Raw genomic sequence first — 17122 nt, forward strand, 5'->3', positions numbered from 1 at the left:
CCCCTTCATTCTGGAGGGGATTTTTTATTCATTTCATTAATCGTTTTCCACAAGTATTATTTATTTTATCAATTAAAATTAAAAGACTATTTTTGGGAAATTTGAAATTTGATTATATGAAGACTAAACATCCTAAAGGCCTGCCCTTCCTCTTTTTCACAGAAATGTGGGAGCGTTTCGGGTACTACCTGATTCTTGGAATCTTTGTTCTTTATGTCATTGAGCCTACCGGAATGAAAGGCGGACTTGGACTTCCGGATAAGACAGCTGATGATATTTTCGGAACATACATCGCTTTGACCTATTTAACGCCATTCCTTGGAGGATTTCTGGCGGACAGAGTTTTAGGATATATAAAATCTATTTATCTGGGCGGAATTTTGATGGCTGCCGGATATATCGGAATGGGAGTATTCAAAGAACTTCCTCTTTTTTATGGTTCATTAGCACTGATCATCATTGGAAACGGTTTCTTTAAACCTACTATTTCCACATTGTTAGGAAACCTTTATTCTGAAGAGCCTTACAAAGCCAATAAAGACTCCGGATACAATATTTTCTATATGGGAATCAATATCGGAGCGTTTATCTGTAATATTATTGCGGCTTTCATGCGTAATAAATTCGGATGGGGTGAAGCTTTCATCACTGCCGGTGTAGGAATGCTGGTAGGTCTTGTGATCTTTACAATCGGAAGAAAACATTACATTCATGCAGCACAAATGAAACCTGTTGAAGAAGGGGACACTAAACTTTCTGAAATTTTAATCAAGGTTTTCGTTCCTGCGATTGCCATTGGGGCTATTGGCTGGTTTATTCCAGGAAATATTTTTGGAAGCGACAGTACAGATGCCTTTATTTTCGCGTGTGCTCCTGTGATTTACTTTTATGCTTCATTATACTTTAAAGCTAAACCGGAAGAAAAACCTTCAATCGGGGCTTTGCTTTCCGTATTTCTGATCAGTATGTTCTTCTGGGCGGTGTTCAAACAGAACGGGACAGCGCTTACAAGATGGGCCAATTATTATACGGACAGAAGTGTTCCTGCCTCTCTGGAAAAACCTCTTGAGGATATCTATATGGTGGAAGGAAAGAGCTATGAAGACAAAGAAGTTCCTGTATACGACAACCAGTTCCAGTCTCAAAAAGATAAAGATGGAAAAAGCATCAAAGAAACCGGAAAAGATATTTACTTTAAAAACATTTCACCTGAACAGCGTGCAGCTCTGGAAAGAAATCCGGAATCTAAAGTCTACCTATACAACACAGAACTATTCCAGTCTATCAATCCATTCTGGGTGATTGCACTGACTCCTGTGGTGGTAGGATTCTGGGCTTTGCTGAGGCGAAAAGGAAAAGAACCGCTGACCCCTACAAAAATTGTATTGGGACTATTCATCTCCGGATTGTCATGTTTAGTGATGGTTCTTGCCGTTATGGCCGGGGATAATGGCGCTGTAAAAGTTTCTCCGTTATGGCTCGTTGCCGGATATGGCGTTATCACTATCGGTGAATTATGCCTTTCTCCAATGGGACTTTCTTTTGTATCCAAACTTTCACCTGCGAGAATTACCGCATTGATGATGGGAGGTTTCTTCCTGGCCAACTCGGTAGGAAACAAGCTCTCAGGGATTCTGGCGAGTACATGGTACAACTACGACAACAAAATGAATTACTTCCTGGTGAACTTTGCTTTGTTAATATTTGCGACACTTTTAGGGCTGTCTATGTTAAAAAGATTAAACAAGATCATGAAGGAAAAAGGGCACTAATCCCTGTTTATCATAAAGAATATTAAGCTGCAGAATCACTCTGCAGCTTTTTTATTTAAATATAAAATTAAAACCTTGCCAAAAACTCAAAAAAAACTATATTTGTCAGTCTTAACAAAAATTAACAATAGAATGGATAATATTGAAGCATTAAGTCCGAAACCGGATGAATTTGTAGAGAATAAGAATTCAAGGCATCCAAAAGGGTTGTGGGTTCTTTTCGGAACAGAAATGTGGGAGCGTTTCAACTTTTATGGGATGAGAGCACTTTTGACGCTCTTTATGGTAAATTCCTTATTAATAAAAGAGGCTGATGCGGCAATCATTTACGGTGGATTTTTAGCTTTATGTTATTTAACACCTCTTTTGGGAGGATTTATTGCAGATAAATATATCGGAAACAGAAATGCCATCTTAATCGGTGGATCTCTTATGGCTATCGGTCAGTTTCTATTATTTATCAGTGCCTCTACTTTCTCTGCCGATCTGGGCAGCTCCAAAATGATCATGTGGCTGGCGTTATTCGTTATCATTTTCGGTAATGGATTCTTCAAGCCGAATATTTCCTCAATGGTAGGAAGTCTTTATCCTAAGCAGGAAAAATCCAAACTGGATTCTGCTTTTACCATTTTCTATATGGGGATCAACATTGGAGCATTCCTTGGACAGTTTATCTGCCCGTACGTAGGAGATGTGAAAGATGCAACAACAGGAGTAAGAGATATTTTTGCTTTCAAATGGGGATTCTTAGCCGCTTCAATTGCGATGGTGATTGGAACCGTAACATTCTTTATCCTTAAAAATAAATATGTGGTAAATCCGGAAGGAAGACCTATCGGTGGTTTACCCAAGAACAATACAAGTGAAGACTTTGAAGAAGGGGAAACTCAAACCGCTAAATTCTCAGGTTTATCTTTAGGGATCACCGGAATTATATTTGTTGTTTTATTCTTTGCTTTCCGATATTTACTGGTAGGGGAATTCGGATTTAAAGCAGTAGAAATGGGTCAGCTGATCAAAGGAATTATTTATCCTTTCATCTATGCAGCCGGTATTTCACTTGCTTTCCTGATCATGAGTTCTGCAGAAAACAAGATTGAAAGACAGAGAATCTGGGTAATTTATATCGTATCCTTCTTTATCATTTTCTTCTGGGCAGCTTTCGAGCAGGCAGGATCTTCACTAACGTTTATCGCAGATAATCAGACAGACAGAAACATTTTCGGATGGAATATGCCTCCTTCAATGGTTCAGATCTTCAACGGTATCTTCGTAGTTCTGTTAGCCGTTCCATTCAGTTTGACATGGGATAAATTAAGAACAAAAGGAAGAGAGCCAGTTTCACCTTTCAAGCAGGCAATGGGACTTGCATTGATCGCTCTTTCTTACTTCATCATTGCACACAATGTAAAAGATCTTGGGAATTCAGGATTATTAGCTATCAAATGGTTAATGCTTCTTTACTTCATCCAGACTTGTGGTGAGCTTTGTTTATCTCCAATCGGTCTTTCATTGGTAGGAAAACTAGCCCCAAAAAGATTTGCATCATTATTATACGGAGTATTCTTTATTTCCAATGCTGCAGGTTATGCTTTGGCAGGTTCATTGGGAGCGCTTATTCCTGCTACAGGTGATAAATTCACAAAGGCACAGGAAATAGGCGTAAACCTTCAGGACGTTTTAGATAAAAAAGTAACGCTAACTGCTGAACAAACAGTAGCATTTGAGAAAGCTCAGTTACCATTACACAATCCTACATTTGCAGGATTTGAGATCCACAATCTGTTCGAATTCTTTATGGTATTCGTAGTACTTTGTGGTATTGCAGCTGTGATTTTGGGTCTGATCTCTCCAATCTTAAAGAAAATGATGCACGGTGTAAAATAACTGCATCAATAAAATACAACAAAACCTCTGCTAAGTCAGAGGTTTTTTTTATTTTCGTATGATGGAAATTTCCGAAGATTCTTTATTTCAATCCGTAAAGGAAATTATTAGGCAGTCGCGCGAAAAAGTGTTTCGGATAGCGAATTCTACTTTACTGCTTACGTACTGGCAGATCGGAAAACTGATCGTAGAAGATGAACAGCAGGGAAAGGAACGCGAATATGGCAAGCAAACCTTAAAAAATATTTCTAACAAACTTTCTCTGGAGTTTGGAAAAGGTTTTGATTGCTCCAACCTTTCCAATATGCGCAAATTTTATCCAGCTTTCCCAATTGTTGACACATTGTCTCTACAATTGAGCTGGTCTCATTACAGATTGCTTTTTGGACAGGATGATAAATCAAAAAGAAGCTATTATCTTAATGAAGCTGTACAAAATAAATGGAATGTACGGGATTTGAAAAGACAGATCAATTCACTTGCCTACGAAAGAGTTTTGGAACATAAAAAATCCTTAATAGAGAATATCCACAGCATTATACAAGACCCCTATATTTTTGAATTTTCAGGCTTTCTACCTAAAAAACAATCTCTTTGCCAGCAAATACTTACTCTAACTTCCAAAAGAAGAACAATTAAAAGAAATCATAGACCAGGACAGAATCCGTTTCGAGCTGGATCAAAACAATAATAAACAACCTTAATTAAAATCAATCATATACGATTATGAGCTTAACTCTAGAAGAAATACAAAATTTTAAAGGGAAATATCCTAAACAGCTTTGGACGCTGTTCACGGTAGAAATGTGGGAGCGTTTTTGTTTTTACGGAATGCGGGGTGTCCTTACCATCTTTATGGTAGATCAGCTGGGTCTGTTGGAAGATAAAGCCAATCTACAGTATGGAGCTATACAGGCTTTTATCTATGCATTCACATTCATAGGTGGAATTTTTGCCGATAAAATTCTTGGATTCAAAAAGTCTCTGGTATTCGGAGGACTTATCATGACGGTAGGAAACCTTATCATTGCTTTTTCTCCGCATGATTTCTTCTATTTCGGGATTACCTGTTCGATTATCGGTACAGGATTTTTCAAACCCAATATTTCTTCCATGGTAGGAGAACTTTACAAGGAAGATGACCCCAGAAGAGATGCCGGATACGGACTTTTCTATGCCGGAATCAATATTGGCGGACTTTTAGGAGGAGCACTTTGTGTTTATCTCGGAAAGTATCATTCGTGGTCGTGGTGTTTCTTGGCAGCAGCTATTGTAATGCTTTTAGGTTTAATCACCTTTTTTGCTACCAAAAAATCATTGGGACCTATCGGAGATTCACCGTTACAGGTACTTCCACAGTCTAAAAGAACTTTACGTGAAGTCTTGGTATATATTGGTGCATTGCTAAGTATGCCTCTTATTTTTATTATGGTTAAAAATACTGACTATACAGATTATTTCATGTATTTAATCGGTATTGCGGCTGTAGGTTATTTTATTATTGAAACATTGAAACAGACAACGCCTTATCAAAAGAAACTTGTTGCTGCTTTCATCTTTATCTTCATGTACTTCCTGTTCAATTCCATCTATGAACAAAGTGGAGGATCTCTGTCTTTATTTGCAAAAGACAACCTGGTTCACAATCTGTTAGGCTTTGGGATGGATCCGAATATCATTAACAACAGTGCCAATTCTTTTTTCATCATTCTTTTCAGTCCGCTTATTGGTCTGGCATGGGTTGCTTTAAATAAAAAGAAGCTGGAACCCAATACGATTAATAAGTTTGGAATTGGATTTTTATTCCTTGCCGGAGGTTTCTTTCTGTTTTACAGCTTAAGATATTTCGCAGGTGCAGACGGTAAGTCTTCCCTTAATTTATTTACGTTCACGTGGTTGGTGATCACATTCGGTGAATTGTGTCTGGGACCTATCGGAATGTCTATTATTACGAAATTATCTCCAAAGAAAATGTTCGGGATGATGATGGGATTATGGTTTCTGGCCAGTGCTTTCGGACAGTTTGCTGCAGGAAAAATCGGAGCGAGTTTATCTGAAGCCAATACAGGAAATACCAACATGAGTAAACTTATCGCGTATACCGATGGATACAAAACTCTGGGAATCTATGCCTTAATTGCCGGTGTGGTACTAATTTTGCTATCCTCGTTCGTAAGAAAATTAATGCAGGATGTAAAATAGAATAAGCAAGATTATGCTTATTTTTACGTAAATATCAAATTATGAAAAAAATTATAAGCATATTTCTTCTTTTTATAGTAAGTTTCAGTTTTGCTCAGGTAAAATGGATGACTATTGAAGAAGCTTTAAAAGCTCAGAAAGAAAATCCAAAAAAAATCCTGATCGATTTTTATGCAGACTGGTGTGGCCCGTGTAAGATCATGGATAAAAAAACATACGGTCATGCTATCATTGCTCAGTTTTTAAATGAAAATTACTATCCTGTAAAGTTTAATGCTGAAGAAAAACAATCTATTGATGTTTTCGGAAGAACATTTTCCAATGATAATACAGAACATAAAAAAGGGAAAAATTCTCTTCATGAATTTACCCAATATATGAATGTAGGCGCCGTTCCAAGTACCGTGTTTCTGGATGAAAAAGGCGGACCAATAACCATTCTACAGGGAGAATTATCTGCTAAAGAACTTGAACCTTATCTGGAATTCATCTCTAAAGATCTCTTCAAAAAGATCCGCTCCAGGGAACAGTGGGAAGATTATCAGAAAAAATTCAAATCTAAAATTAAAGATTAAGACCATACAGCGGCTTTCAACAATTGGAAGCCGCTTTTTTTGATTGTAACGGCCCATATTTTCAACAAAAAATTTTAATCTTAAATCTATTTTTCCGAAATTAGGCCTCATTTTTAAAATGACCTTAGAAACATCCATAGAATTCATCAAAGGAATTGGTCCTGACAGAGCCAAACTCATCAAAAGTGTGTTGGGACTCTCCACCGTAGATGACCTTCTGAACTTCTACCCTATCCGCTATCTGGATAAGAGTAAGGTATTTAAAATTTCCCAGCTCGAGGAAAGCAGCATTGAAATACAGCTGAAAGGAAGAATCACGCAGGTACAGGAGGTTCAGACTGGAAAAACAAAAAGACTTTCGGCGAAATTTAATGATGATACCGGAACAATGGACTTGGTTTGGTTCCAGTATTCAAAATGGCTGAAAGAGCAGCTCCCGATCAACCGTGAGGTTTATATTTTCGGAAAAATCAATGTGTTCAACCGTCAGTTTTCCATGCCGCATCCTGAAATAGAAGCGGAGGAAAAAAAAGAAGGTGACAATCGGCTCAAACCCATTTATCCAAGTTCAGAAAAGCTGACCAAAAGAGGTTTGAATCAAAGATTCTTCCAGGTAGTTTTAAGGAATATCTGCAAAGAGATCCCCAATCTGGTTGAAGAAAACTTTCCGGATTATCTGACGAAAGCATTTAAATTTTTATCAAGACAGCATACTTATTTAAATATCCATTTCCCAAAGGATATGGAGTATTATGAAAAGGCTGACAACAGGCTGAAATTTGAGGAATCCTTCTTTTTTCAGTTAGGATTTGCCCTAAAAAAGTTACATCACAAAAGCCATTCACCCGGAAATCCGTTTCCAATTATAGGTGATCACTTTAATAATTTTTATAATCATCATATTCCTTTTGATCTTACCAATGCACAGAAAAGGGTTTTAAAGGAAATCCGTCTGGATATGAAAAGGCCAATTCAGATGAACAGGCTTCTGCAGGGCGATGTAGGATCCGGAAAAACAATGGTTGCCTTAGTTACCATGCTCATCGCAATGGACAACGGTTTTCAAAGCTGTATGATGGCTCCGACTGAAATTCTGGCGCAGCAGCATTATAATGGTATCAAAGATCTTTTAGAGGCTACGGGTATTAACGTCCGAATTCTGACGGGTTCTAGTAAAACTTCAGAAAGAAAGATCATTCACGAAGAACTTGAAAATGGCAGTCTTTCTATATTGGTAGGAACACACGCTGTTTTGGAAGATAAAGTGAAATTTAAAAATCTTGGACTGGCTATCATTGATGAGCAGCACAGATTCGGTGTGGCACAAAGAGCGAAATTATGGGCTAAAAATAAGATTCCACCACACATTCTGGTGATGACGGCAACTCCTATTCCCAGAACGCTGGCCATGAGCTTTTATTCTGATCTTGATGTCTCTGTAATCGATGAAATGCCGGTGGGAAGAAAACCGATTATCACAGCTCACAGGCGTGAAAAAGACAGAGATTACGTTTATAATTTCTGCAGGGATGAGATCAAAAAAGGAAGACAGGTTTATTTCGTGTATCCATTGATTGAAGAATCTGAAACCCTGGATTACAAAAATCTGATGGAAGGTCTCGACCATGTCATGACTGCATTCTCCGACTACAATACTACGATGCTCCACGGCAAAATGAAACCTGCTGAAAAAGATGCCGCAATGAATTATTTCGCATCTGGAAAAGCAGAAATTATGGTCGCTACGACCGTCATTGAAGTAGGTGTGAATGTTCCGAATGCTTCTGTAATGGTGATCGAAAGTTCAGAAAGATTCGGGCTTTCCCAGCTCCATCAGTTGCGGGGCCGTGTAGGAAGAGGTGCAGAACAGAGCTACTGTATCCTGATGACTTCCGATAAACTGTCTAAGGAGAGCAGAACCCGCATCAAGACGATGACGGAAACCAATGATGGATTTAAAATTTCAGAGGTGGATATGCAGCTCAGAGGTCCAGGAGATATTCTGGGGACACAGCAGAGCGGTGTTGTCGATTTCAAAAGACTGGATCTGGTGAATGATTCCGCCATTATCAAAACCACGAAAAACACGGTTGACAAAATACTGGAAGCAGATCCGCATCTGGCCAATCCGGACAACCTGATCATCAAAAACTACTACCTGCGGTACTACAAAGGAAAAAATAAGTGGAGTAAAATTTCATAAAAAAACCGCGAAAAGAAATCTTTCCGCGGCCCCCTTATAAAACTGTTATTTAGAAGAAATTACTTTTGGTCTGTTTAAAAAATTTATTTTAATAGCAAGAACTAATATCCTGTGATTTGGTGTGAAAATATTTATATACTACTTGAATTTTTTCAGCTCATACTATTAAAATAAATTAAAAAAACAAAATGAATTATTTTTCCAACTTGCTTATTATAAAAACTAACTGTTCAGGTTGAAGGAAGTGGGAATGAAACGAATAAATACCCTTCAACTTTCTTAAGTTTTCATGATTGTACCGTTTTGTTTAAAGATCTTCTATGCTTTATAGTTGGAAATGAACATAATTCATTTTGTTAAAACTAACATTGTGATTTATATTTTTATTTCTAATGAAATAATCTATTCTCTACCATCCACTGCTTTTTTATATAGCTAATTTGTGTTGCAATGTTTACATTTACAAAATTGCTGATATTGCGTGGATTTCTCCTTATATGATTTTAATTATTAGTTATACAATTTTCACCTTTATGTGAATAGTATGCTTTAAATACAAAATATTTATTCATAATCAAATATCTTTAAAGTCTTTATTCATCACACTTTCATAATGAAATTATCTTTATTGAGTCCTGATGTGTGATACTGCCAGTTGATGGTAATAATTTCTGTTAGTGCTTTTTTAAGGCCTTCATACGTTTCAGGTTTCTTCATAAAAATATTCGCCCCGTTCACAAAAACCTCTTCTATTTCAGTTTCAGAAATCTGATCCGCATAAGCAGCAATAGTTATATTGCTGAACTTTGGATCTTCTTTGATTTCTTCCAGACATTCCTGAAATTTTTTTCCCGGAATATCATATTTAATGAAAACTATTTCCGGAACAATAGCGCTGCAGCTGTTCAGATATTTCATAAGATCCTCACCGTTTGAGAAACACTGGGACTTTACGCCTATCTTTAAACCTTTGAAGATATTTTTAAAGAATATTATATTGCCCTCGTCATCATCTGCTGCCAGTATATTTAAATATTCTTTATTCATACAGCATTGTAGAATTTATAGCCATGCTTTGAATTTTTCTCCTTTTCGTAATGATTTTCTGAAACTGGGACGGCGTAATCCCGGTTGTATTTTTGAACTGGGTACTCAGATGCGCCACACTGGAATAATTCAGTTTGTGGGCAATTTCCGTAAGGCTTTGCTTGTTATTTAAGATCAGTTCCTTTGCATACTCGATCTTCTGCAGGATAATAAAATTTTCTATAGATGTAAAAGCAACCTCTGAAAATAGATTGGAAAGATATCCGTAACTGTGGTTCAGTTTCTCAGCAATATAAATAGAAGCTTTCACGGGAACTGCGTTTTCAGAAAAAACAAGCTCTACGATAGCATCCTTTATTTTCTGTACTAAAGCCGTCTTCTGGCTTTCAATAATCTCTATGCCGTAATCTTTAAGGTTCTTCTTAAAGAGATTATGCTGCTCCTGGGTAATGGGTTCGTAGAACTCCACTTCCCCAAAGTTCAGCAGGCGGTATTTCAGCCCGTGCTCTTTTAGCTTCTCATCCAACACTTTCTTACAGAGCGCGTTGAAATCAAATTTTACATACATTTTCATCCTGGTATAAGTGTGTCAAATTTCGGAGTAAATATAATAATTTATTTCATTTAAAAGTGAAATAGTATTGAATATTTTTAACATAATGTATAAATACAAAAAACTCCTGCATTATGAATACAGGAATTTAAACACTAAGGATGAAAAAAATATACTGATAAAAAGCTACTGTAGCTCAAAACCAAGCATATGAATGTATTATTGAAAGTGATTTGGTTCTGATACAAAGATGAACCAAAAAGAAACATCACATGTTATAGAATTAAAATTAAATGTTACACAATTTTAAGTCAATCAATTGTGAATTAAGAACTCCATAAGATAGTCATCCATCACATATCCGCGCCCTATATCAAAGACTCCTTCATCATAAACCGTATATCCCTGAGACTCATAGAAGTTTCGGGCAGCATTGTTTTTATTTACATTCAGGATGATTCTTTTGTCTCCGTTTTCAGATACTTTACCGTTCAAAAACTGTAACGCGCCTTTTCCAAAACCTTTTCCTTTGCTTTCCGGAACCAGATAAATACGGTGAAGTTTTGTAGTCTCTTCTTCATAATGATGCTGATACCCAATAAAGCCTTCATAAGAGCCGGTACTTTCGTCCTGAATCATATAATAATGATAATCCGGATTCCTGAGATGGCTCCCGATTTCAGCTTCGGAATACATCTCTGAAAGCATATATTCCATCTGTTCGTCTGAAAGAATGTCTGCATAAGCATTTTCCCAGGATCTTCTCGCCAGATCCTGAATAAGGGGAATGTCTTTTTCTGTTGCTTTGAGTAATTTCATAATTTTTATGATTAAAAAAAGTGAAAAGCCGGAACTTTTCACCTGTTATTTTTTTACGTTAATGGTCAATTTTGCTTCGCAAGTGAATGGTCAATTTCTCACCGTCATTTAAAAATTCACAATTGACAATTGACATTTCACTATTTACGGCAATAGTCAATTTTGCTTCGCAAGTGAATGCTCAATTTTTTAACCGTCATTTAAAAATTCACGATTGACAATTCACAATTCACGGCAATGGCCAATGGTCAATTTTGCTTCGCAAGTGAATGGTCAATTTTTTAACCGTCATTTAAAAATTCACGATTGACAATTGACAATTCACATTTTCTCCATTCCTATTTTTTAAATCTTCTCCATCTCAGCTTTGATCTTCGCATACAATCCTTCTGAAGCAGGAACTAATGGAAGTCTCAGATAGTTTTTAATGATTCCTTTTTCTGTAAGGATTACTTTAATTCCGCAAGGGTTTCCTTCTGCAAAAATCAATCTTGTGATGTCTACCAGTTTGTTGTGGATTTCATAAGCTTCTTTCACTTTTCCTTCAAAAGCTAACTGAACCATGGTAGAAAATTCTTTCGGATATCCCTGCCCGATTACGGAAATCACACCGTTTCCACCCGCTAAAGTGACAGGAAGTGTATATTCATCATCACCGGAAACCAGTGAAAATCCTTCAGGTTTTTTTCTTAAGATATCGAAATACTGAAGAATGTTCGGTGCCGCTTCTTTGATCATGAATAAATTCGGGAATTCATTGGCAAGACGGATGGTAGTATCTGCTTCAACATTCTGACCTGTTCTGGACGGAACGTTGTAGATAATAATATTTTTACCCGTAGCAGCAAGCGCTTTATAATGCTGATAAAGTCCTTCCTGATTAGGTTTATTGTAATATGGAGACACAGAAAGTACCGCATCAAATGCAGAAAGATCTGCATCTTCTATCTGTTTCTTTACTTCCAGAGTATTATTTCCGCCAATTCCTAAAACCAAAGGAAGACGTTTATTATTAACCTTAATGATATGCTCAATCACCTGTTTCTTCTCCTCTTCAGAAAGCGTTGCTGCTTCCGCTGTAGTTCCTAAAACAACTAAATAATTGGTTCCGTTTTCGATATTATACTCAACTAGTTTTGTTAAACTGTCGAAATCAACGGATAAATCTTCATTAAAGGGCGTTACCAACGCAACACCTACTCCTTTTAAAATGCTCATCTGTTAGAATTATTTTTGCCAAATTTAATAATTTACGATAAGAATTTATAATAAATAATAATGTTTTATTCTACATATAATTATATTTGCATATACTAAAAGATATTATGACATCGTGATGACCAAAGTTGCTGATCAAAGCACTATGGTACCGGCGATTACATATGACCTTTAAAAATAAATTTGCAACATATGAAAAATAAATTCTTGTTACTAGGAATTGCTCTGGCCTCCCTTACTGCCTGCAAGACAGCTTCTACGCTGCAGCTGGCGGAAGTAAAGACCCAGAAGAATATTTCTATTAATAATGAGCTGAAAAATGATGAGGAGTTTGTAAAGATTATCGAACCTTATAAGCAGAAACTGGATAAGGAGATGAATCAGAAGATCTCCCACACCAGCATCGATCTTACCAAACAGGGCGATAACAGCAATCTGGGCAGTCTTTTGGCCGACTATACCTTCGAAGGTGCAGATGCCTGGACGAAAAAAAATCTTCAGAAAAACGTAGATGCGGCTCTGATCAACATCGGAGGAATTCGTACTACCATTGGAAAAGGAGATATTTTCCTTAAAAACGTCTTTGAAGTAATGCCTTTTGAAAATGAAGTGATCATTGTAAAAATGAAAGGATCAGACCTTCAGGGGCTTTTTGATTATTATGCAAAAACTCAGGTGAACAATCCTGTTTCCCACTTATACATTGAAACCAATAACGGACAGCTGACCAAATCTCTGATCAACGGAAAGTCTGTAGATCCTTCAAAGGAATATTACATCGCGACTTCAGATTATCTGGCGCTGGGCGGTGACAATATGAAATTCTTTTCCAAAGGGGAATCTATTTCTACAGGAATCAGACTGAGAGATCTTTTCATTGAGTATTTCAGGAAAAATTCTGAAGTGGTTCCGAATACAGATGTTCGTTTAAATTTTATCGGTAAGAAATAATGGATAGAAAAAGTTTTTTAAAAGTAATAGGCGGTGGATCTTTAGCAGCAGCTTTAGCTCCCAATATGATGATGGCAGAAGAATTGAAACTCAACCCTTTCACTTCTGCGAATAAACTCACCATTCTTCATACCAACGACCAGCACAGCAGAATAGAGCCTTTTGACGCCAGCTATACCAGAAATCCCAATCAGGGAGGATTTGCCAGAAGAGCAAGTCTGATCCAGCAGATCAGAAGTCAGGAAAGCAATGTGCTTCTTCTGGATTCCGGAGATATTTTTCAGGGAACACCTTATTTCAATTTCTTTGGCGGTGAACTTGAATTCAAACTGATGTCTATGATGAAATATGATGCTTCCACCATGGGAAATCATGATTTCGACAACAGTCTGGATGGTTTCTTAAAAGTACTTCCCAACGCGAAGTTCCCATTTATCTGTTCAAACTATGATTTTAAGAATACAGTTCTGGACGGTAAGACTTCACCCTACAAGATTTTTAATAAAAACGGAATTAAAGTAGGCATTTTCGGAGTAGGTATCCAGCTGGACGGCCTTGTGGGCAAAAAGCAGTATGGCGAAACTGTGTACTCAGATCCTGTAGAGGTAGCTCAGCATTATTCCAACTTCCTTAAAAACGAACAAAAATGTGATCTTGTGATCTGCCTTTCTCACATTGGCTATGATTATAAAGATGAACCTAATAAAATAAGCGACAAAGTTCTGGCTGCCAAAACAGAAAATATTGATATTATCTTAGGCGGACATACCCACACTTTCTTATCCGAACCACAATCTTTTACCAACAGACAGGGTAAAAATGTTCTGGTCAATCAGGTAGGATGGGCCGGCCTTCTTCTGGGCAGAATAGATTTTTACTTTGACGCCAATAAAAACGTAAAGCATATTTCCTGGAATAACCAGGCGATAGACAGCAGTATAACCGTATAATATGAAAAAACTCTCTTTAATCTCTCTGGGTATTTTAGCATCCCTGCAATTCATAGATGCACAGGTCATTTCATCAAAAAAATGGACGGATCTTTTTTCCTATAATAATGTTCTGGCCATGAAGGAGGACAACGGGAAGATAATTGCAGCCACAGAAAACGGACTGTTCTACTATACCATTGCAACCGGAGAAGTGACCAAACTGTCAAAAGCCAATGGTCTACACGATGTCAGCATCACTGCATTCGACTATAATCCACAAACTAAAGTAGGAGTTATTGGATATGCAAACGGATCTTTGGACATCGTTACTCCACAGGAGATTAAATATGTTGTTGATATTCCTATCGCTACCGGCTATAACGGCAGCAAAAAAGTCAATCACATTTCTATTACAGGAGATCAGGCTGTCATATCTGTTGGATACGGTCTTTCTGTATTCAATCTGAAAAAACTGGAATTCGGAGACTCTTCATTTTTTATGAACGGAGGAGTGTATGAAGCCAGTAATGAAGCAACAATTTTTGGAAACAAAGTCTATTCTGTGACGAATAGCGGTCTGAAAAGCCATGAAATGAACATCACATTTCCGGTATTCTCTACATGGACCACAGAAATAGCCGGATCATTTAAACATATAGACGCCGATGCTTCCTCAATGATTTATTCTTCCGCCACCTCTGCATTCATCTATAATAATGGGACCGGTACTCCGCTTCCTTCTTCTTTTGGAAATATCAGGGATATTGTTTTAACATCAAACAACATCGTTGTAACAGACAACAGGATTTATACATTCGGCTTAAACGGAATATCTTTAAATGCCGTAAGTTTAGGAGAGGAATGCAATACAGCGATTACAACAGGCAGTGGAAAAATATATGGAGGAACTCTATTATCCGGAATAAAAGATGAAGGAAGTACTACCTATAAACCTTCAGGTCCTTATTTAAATTCTGCCTACAAAATCAATCTGTATGATAATAACCAAATGCTGGTATCATCCGGATCCAGGATAAACAGATTTAATCAGGTCGCATTAAACCCCAAAAATCCCGGGTTTTATTATTTTAACGGATCAGAGTGGATATATTCTTCCTTTTTTGTAGGAAATACAACGACTCGATTCAATGTCCTGGATGCCGTTGTCAACCCTACTGATACCAATGAGGTTTTCTTTACCAATTATTTAGGTACTGCAGGAGGTGAAGGAGTTTACAGAATGAAATATAATGCCACCAATAAAGATTTCGAATTTGTGAAATATTATACGGGAACTTTCCGTCCGGTAGGTTTTGCATCAGACAACCAGAATAATCTTTTTGTATCCATCGCATTCAATAGCGGTAACCCCACGATTTGGATTTATGATAAAGCGGCAGATAATTTTCTCTTAAAAAAAGTAGTATTAAGCAGTGATGGTATACAAAAACCTGTTTTTTATGAAAATATGTTATGGATCCCGCTTCCCAGAACCAATAACTTCCTGGTATATGACTATAAAGCTGCCCTCAATCTTTCTGACGATACCGAATATATATTAAAAGATACAAATGGTTTCGCAGGAAACTCCAAAGGAACACTATCGGTAGCATTCGACAAGTCCGGAGATGCCTGGATTGGTACTGACAGCGGTTTGAGAATATTAGCCAATGCTGCTGCAGAAATAAAAACTCCAAACCCAACGGTAGAGCCTATCATTATAGAACAGAGTGGGCTTGGAGAAGAACTTTTCAGAGACGGGCAAATCCTCCAGATAGAAGTAGATGCCGGAAATTACAAATGGGTTTCTGTAGACGGAGGTGGGGTATACTATCTTTCTGCAGACGGTCAGCAGACCATTAAGCATTTTACAAAAGAAAACTCTCCTCTTCCTACCAATTCTGTAACCGATATCAAGGTGGACAAGAAAACAGGAAAGGTATATTTTGCAACCTTCAATGGTATCGTAGCCTATCACGGTGATGTAGGTGATGTAACATCCAACTTCGGAAATGTAGTGGTTTACCCTAATCCGGTAGTCTATTCCAACTTTAAAGGAAAAGTAACGATAAAAGGGTTGGCAGAAAAAACAAATATCAGAATCACTGATGCGGCAGGAAATGTCATCCACTCTGCAGTAGCCAGAGGAGGTTATTATGAATGGGACCTTACCAATCAAAAAGGAACCAGAGTAGCTTCAGGTATGTATTTCGTACTGATGACCAATGAGGACGGATCGGATAAAGCTACCGCAAAAATAGGTGTGGTCAATTAATGAATTCACAAAACGGATTTTTATTATCTTTTATAAAATACGGCGAAAATGATGCAGTTCTGCATTGTTTTACAGAGGAGGATGGCTTTCAGACTTATTTCGTAAAGGGGATTTATTCCAAAAGAAATAAAAAGAAAGCCCTGCTTCAGCCTTTGAGCATGCTCAGCTTTACCATTAATCCCACGAGAGGCAACGGAATCCCTTCCGTTTCAAGGTTTGAACTGGTGAAAAGCCATGATATGTATATGGATATCAAAGCCAATACCGTAATATTCTTTATCTCTGATTTCCTGAATCAGGTTTTAAGACACGAAAATAAAAACCCGGGTCTCTTTTTCAGTATAGATCAATTTATCGATGAGCTGAATGGGAAAAACTACCAGTGTCATCTTCTTTTTTTAATTACGATACTCAAAATTCAGGGCGTAGCTCCTTTGATCAACAACGGGCCATATTTAGATCCGGAGACCGGAACTTTTTCTATGGTTTCGACTCACCATCTGTTTACTGAAGAAATTTCAGCCATATGGAAGACAGCACTATACTCTGAAAACCTCTACACGACAAAGATTCCCAACGCTTTAAGAAAAGATTTTCTGGACAGTCTTCTCGTCTACTATCATTATCATATTACAGATTTTAAAATCCCGACATCGCTGGAAGTTATTCAGCAAATCTTTGAGTAGTT

At 37.3% G+C, this 17122-nt stretch carries 14 protein-coding genes; 10 read left to right on the top strand and 4 right to left on the bottom strand.

What is annotated here, in order from left to right; translation table 11 throughout:
- Window positions 1-116: 116 nt before the first annotated feature.
- From IW22_RS13670 to recG, 6 genes are all read left to right on the top strand, one after another.
- Window positions 117-1772 (top strand): peptide MFS transporter, encoded by a 1656-nt coding sequence (locus IW22_RS13670; RefSeq protein ID WP_034727420.1) that lies wholly within the window; start codon window positions 117-119, stop codon window positions 1770-1772.
- A 132-nt stretch (window positions 1773-1904) separates the two neighbouring features.
- Complete coding sequence (locus tag IW22_RS13675) at window positions 1905-3659, top strand: peptide MFS transporter (RefSeq protein ID WP_034727291.1); 1755 nt, start codon at window positions 1905-1907, stop codon at window positions 3657-3659.
- Window positions 3660-3717: 58 nt separating this feature from the next.
- Complete coding sequence (locus IW22_RS24650; RefSeq protein WP_228384047.1) at window positions 3718-4350, top strand: DUF1016 N-terminal domain-containing protein; 633 nt, start codon at window positions 3718-3720, stop codon at window positions 4348-4350.
- 35 nt (window positions 4351-4385) lie between these two features.
- Window positions 4386-5861, top strand: a complete 1476-nt coding sequence (locus IW22_RS13685) for a peptide MFS transporter (protein ID WP_034727293.1) — start codon at window positions 4386-4388, stop codon at window positions 5859-5861.
- Window positions 5862-5902: 41 nt separating this feature from the next.
- The gene (locus IW22_RS13690; protein WP_034727295.1) at window positions 5903-6436 is read left to right on the top strand and encodes a thioredoxin family protein; all 534 of its coding nucleotides are present in this window, start codon (window positions 5903-5905) and stop codon (window positions 6434-6436) included.
- 118 nt (window positions 6437-6554) lie between these two features.
- Window positions 6555-8639 carry an ATP-dependent DNA helicase RecG gene (gene recG, locus IW22_RS13695; protein ID WP_034727297.1) on the top strand — a complete coding sequence of 695 codons (2085 nt, stop codon included), beginning with the start codon at window positions 6555-6557 and terminating at the stop codon, window positions 8637-8639.
- A 600-nt stretch (window positions 8640-9239) separates the two neighbouring features.
- On the opposite strand, the gene IW22_RS13700 is transcribed toward recG, so the two are convergent.
- The 4 genes from IW22_RS13700 to dapA form a co-directional block, all read right to left on the bottom strand.
- Window positions 9240-9686: a response regulator gene (locus IW22_RS13700; RefSeq protein ID WP_034727299.1), complete on the bottom strand. Its 447-nt coding sequence runs from the start codon at window positions 9684-9686 to the stop codon at window positions 9240-9242.
- Window positions 9679-10260 (bottom strand): helix-turn-helix domain-containing protein, encoded by a 582-nt coding sequence (locus IW22_RS13705; protein WP_034727301.1) that lies wholly within the window; start codon window positions 10258-10260, stop codon window positions 9679-9681. The genes IW22_RS13700 and IW22_RS13705 overlap by 8 nt, the downstream gene beginning before the upstream one ends.
- Before the next feature lie 294 nt (window positions 10261-10554).
- Window positions 10555-11058 carry a GNAT family N-acetyltransferase gene (locus IW22_RS13710; protein ID WP_034727303.1) on the bottom strand — a complete coding sequence of 168 codons (504 nt, stop codon included), beginning with the start codon at window positions 11056-11058 and terminating at the stop codon, window positions 10555-10557.
- 345 nt (window positions 11059-11403) lie between these two features.
- On the bottom strand, window positions 11404-12276 hold the full coding sequence (gene dapA, locus IW22_RS13715; protein WP_034727304.1) for a 4-hydroxy-tetrahydrodipicolinate synthase: 873 nt from the start codon (window positions 12274-12276) through the stop codon (window positions 11404-11406).
- 192 nt (window positions 12277-12468) lie between these two features.
- Between dapA and IW22_RS13720 the strand changes: the two genes are divergently transcribed.
- Genes IW22_RS13720 through recO form a run of 4 tightly spaced genes read left to right on the top strand, consistent with a single transcriptional unit; the run spans window position 12469 to window position 17120 of the window.
- On the top strand, window positions 12469-13227 hold the full coding sequence (locus IW22_RS13720) for a 5'-nucleotidase C-terminal domain-containing protein (protein ID WP_034727306.1): 759 nt from the start codon (window positions 12469-12471) through the stop codon (window positions 13225-13227).
- Window positions 13227-14177, top strand: coding sequence for a bifunctional metallophosphatase/5'-nucleotidase (locus IW22_RS13725; RefSeq protein ID WP_034727308.1), 951 nt, complete (start codon window positions 13227-13229; stop codon window positions 14175-14177). The genes IW22_RS13720 and IW22_RS13725 overlap by 1 nt, the downstream gene beginning before the upstream one ends.
- Window position 14178: 1 nt before the next feature.
- On the top strand, window positions 14179-16434 hold the full coding sequence (locus tag IW22_RS13730; RefSeq protein WP_034727311.1) for a T9SS type A sorting domain-containing protein: 2256 nt from the start codon (window positions 14179-14181) through the stop codon (window positions 16432-16434).
- Window positions 16434-17120, top strand: coding sequence for a DNA repair protein RecO (gene recO, locus IW22_RS13735; protein ID WP_034727314.1), 687 nt, complete (start codon window positions 16434-16436; stop codon window positions 17118-17120). The genes IW22_RS13730 and recO overlap by 1 nt, the downstream gene beginning before the upstream one ends.
- Window positions 17121-17122: the final 2 nt, after the last annotated feature.

This window comes from Chryseobacterium sp. JM1 (genome assembly GCF_000737715.1).
Lineage (GTDB): Bacteria > Bacteroidota > Bacteroidia > Flavobacteriales > Weeksellaceae > Chryseobacterium.

What these genes read in the sequence shown, in the direction of transcription:
- IW22_RS13670 (WP_034727420.1), top strand. Translation starts at nt 117, where the DNA reads ATGAAGACTAAACATCCTAAAGGCCTGCCCTTCCTCTTTTTCACAGAA.
- IW22_RS13675 (WP_034727291.1), top strand. Translation starts at nt 1,905, where the DNA reads ATGGATAATATTGAAGCATTAAGTCCGAAACCGGATGAATTTGTAGAG.
- IW22_RS24650 (WP_228384047.1), top strand. Translation starts at nt 3,718, where the DNA reads ATGATGGAAATTTCCGAAGATTCTTTATTTCAATCCGTAAAGGAAATT.
- IW22_RS13685 (WP_034727293.1), top strand. Translation starts at nt 4,386, where the DNA reads ATGAGCTTAACTCTAGAAGAAATACAAAATTTTAAAGGGAAATATCCT.
- IW22_RS13690 (WP_034727295.1), top strand. Translation starts at nt 5,903, where the DNA reads ATGAAAAAAATTATAAGCATATTTCTTCTTTTTATAGTAAGTTTCAGT.
- recG (WP_034727297.1), top strand. Translation starts at nt 6,555, where the DNA reads ATGACCTTAGAAACATCCATAGAATTCATCAAAGGAATTGGTCCTGAC.
- IW22_RS13700 (WP_034727299.1), bottom strand. Translation starts at nt 9,686, where the DNA reads ATGAATAAAGAATATTTAAATATACTGGCAGCAGATGATGACGAGGGC.
- IW22_RS13705 (WP_034727301.1), bottom strand. Translation starts at nt 10,260, where the DNA reads ATGAAAATGTATGTAAAATTTGATTTCAACGCGCTCTGTAAGAAAGTG.
- IW22_RS13710 (WP_034727303.1), bottom strand. Translation starts at nt 11,058, where the DNA reads ATGAAATTACTCAAAGCAACAGAAAAAGACATTCCCCTTATTCAGGAT.
- dapA (WP_034727304.1), bottom strand. Translation starts at nt 12,276, where the DNA reads ATGAGCATTTTAAAAGGAGTAGGTGTTGCGTTGGTAACGCCCTTTAAT.
- IW22_RS13720 (WP_034727306.1), top strand. Translation starts at nt 12,469, where the DNA reads ATGAAAAATAAATTCTTGTTACTAGGAATTGCTCTGGCCTCCCTTACT.
- IW22_RS13725 (WP_034727308.1), top strand. Translation starts at nt 13,227, where the DNA reads ATGGATAGAAAAAGTTTTTTAAAAGTAATAGGCGGTGGATCTTTAGCA.
- IW22_RS13730 (WP_034727311.1), top strand. Translation starts at nt 14,179, where the DNA reads ATGAAAAAACTCTCTTTAATCTCTCTGGGTATTTTAGCATCCCTGCAA.
- recO (WP_034727314.1), top strand. Translation starts at nt 16,434, where the DNA reads ATGAATTCACAAAACGGATTTTTATTATCTTTTATAAAATACGGCGAA.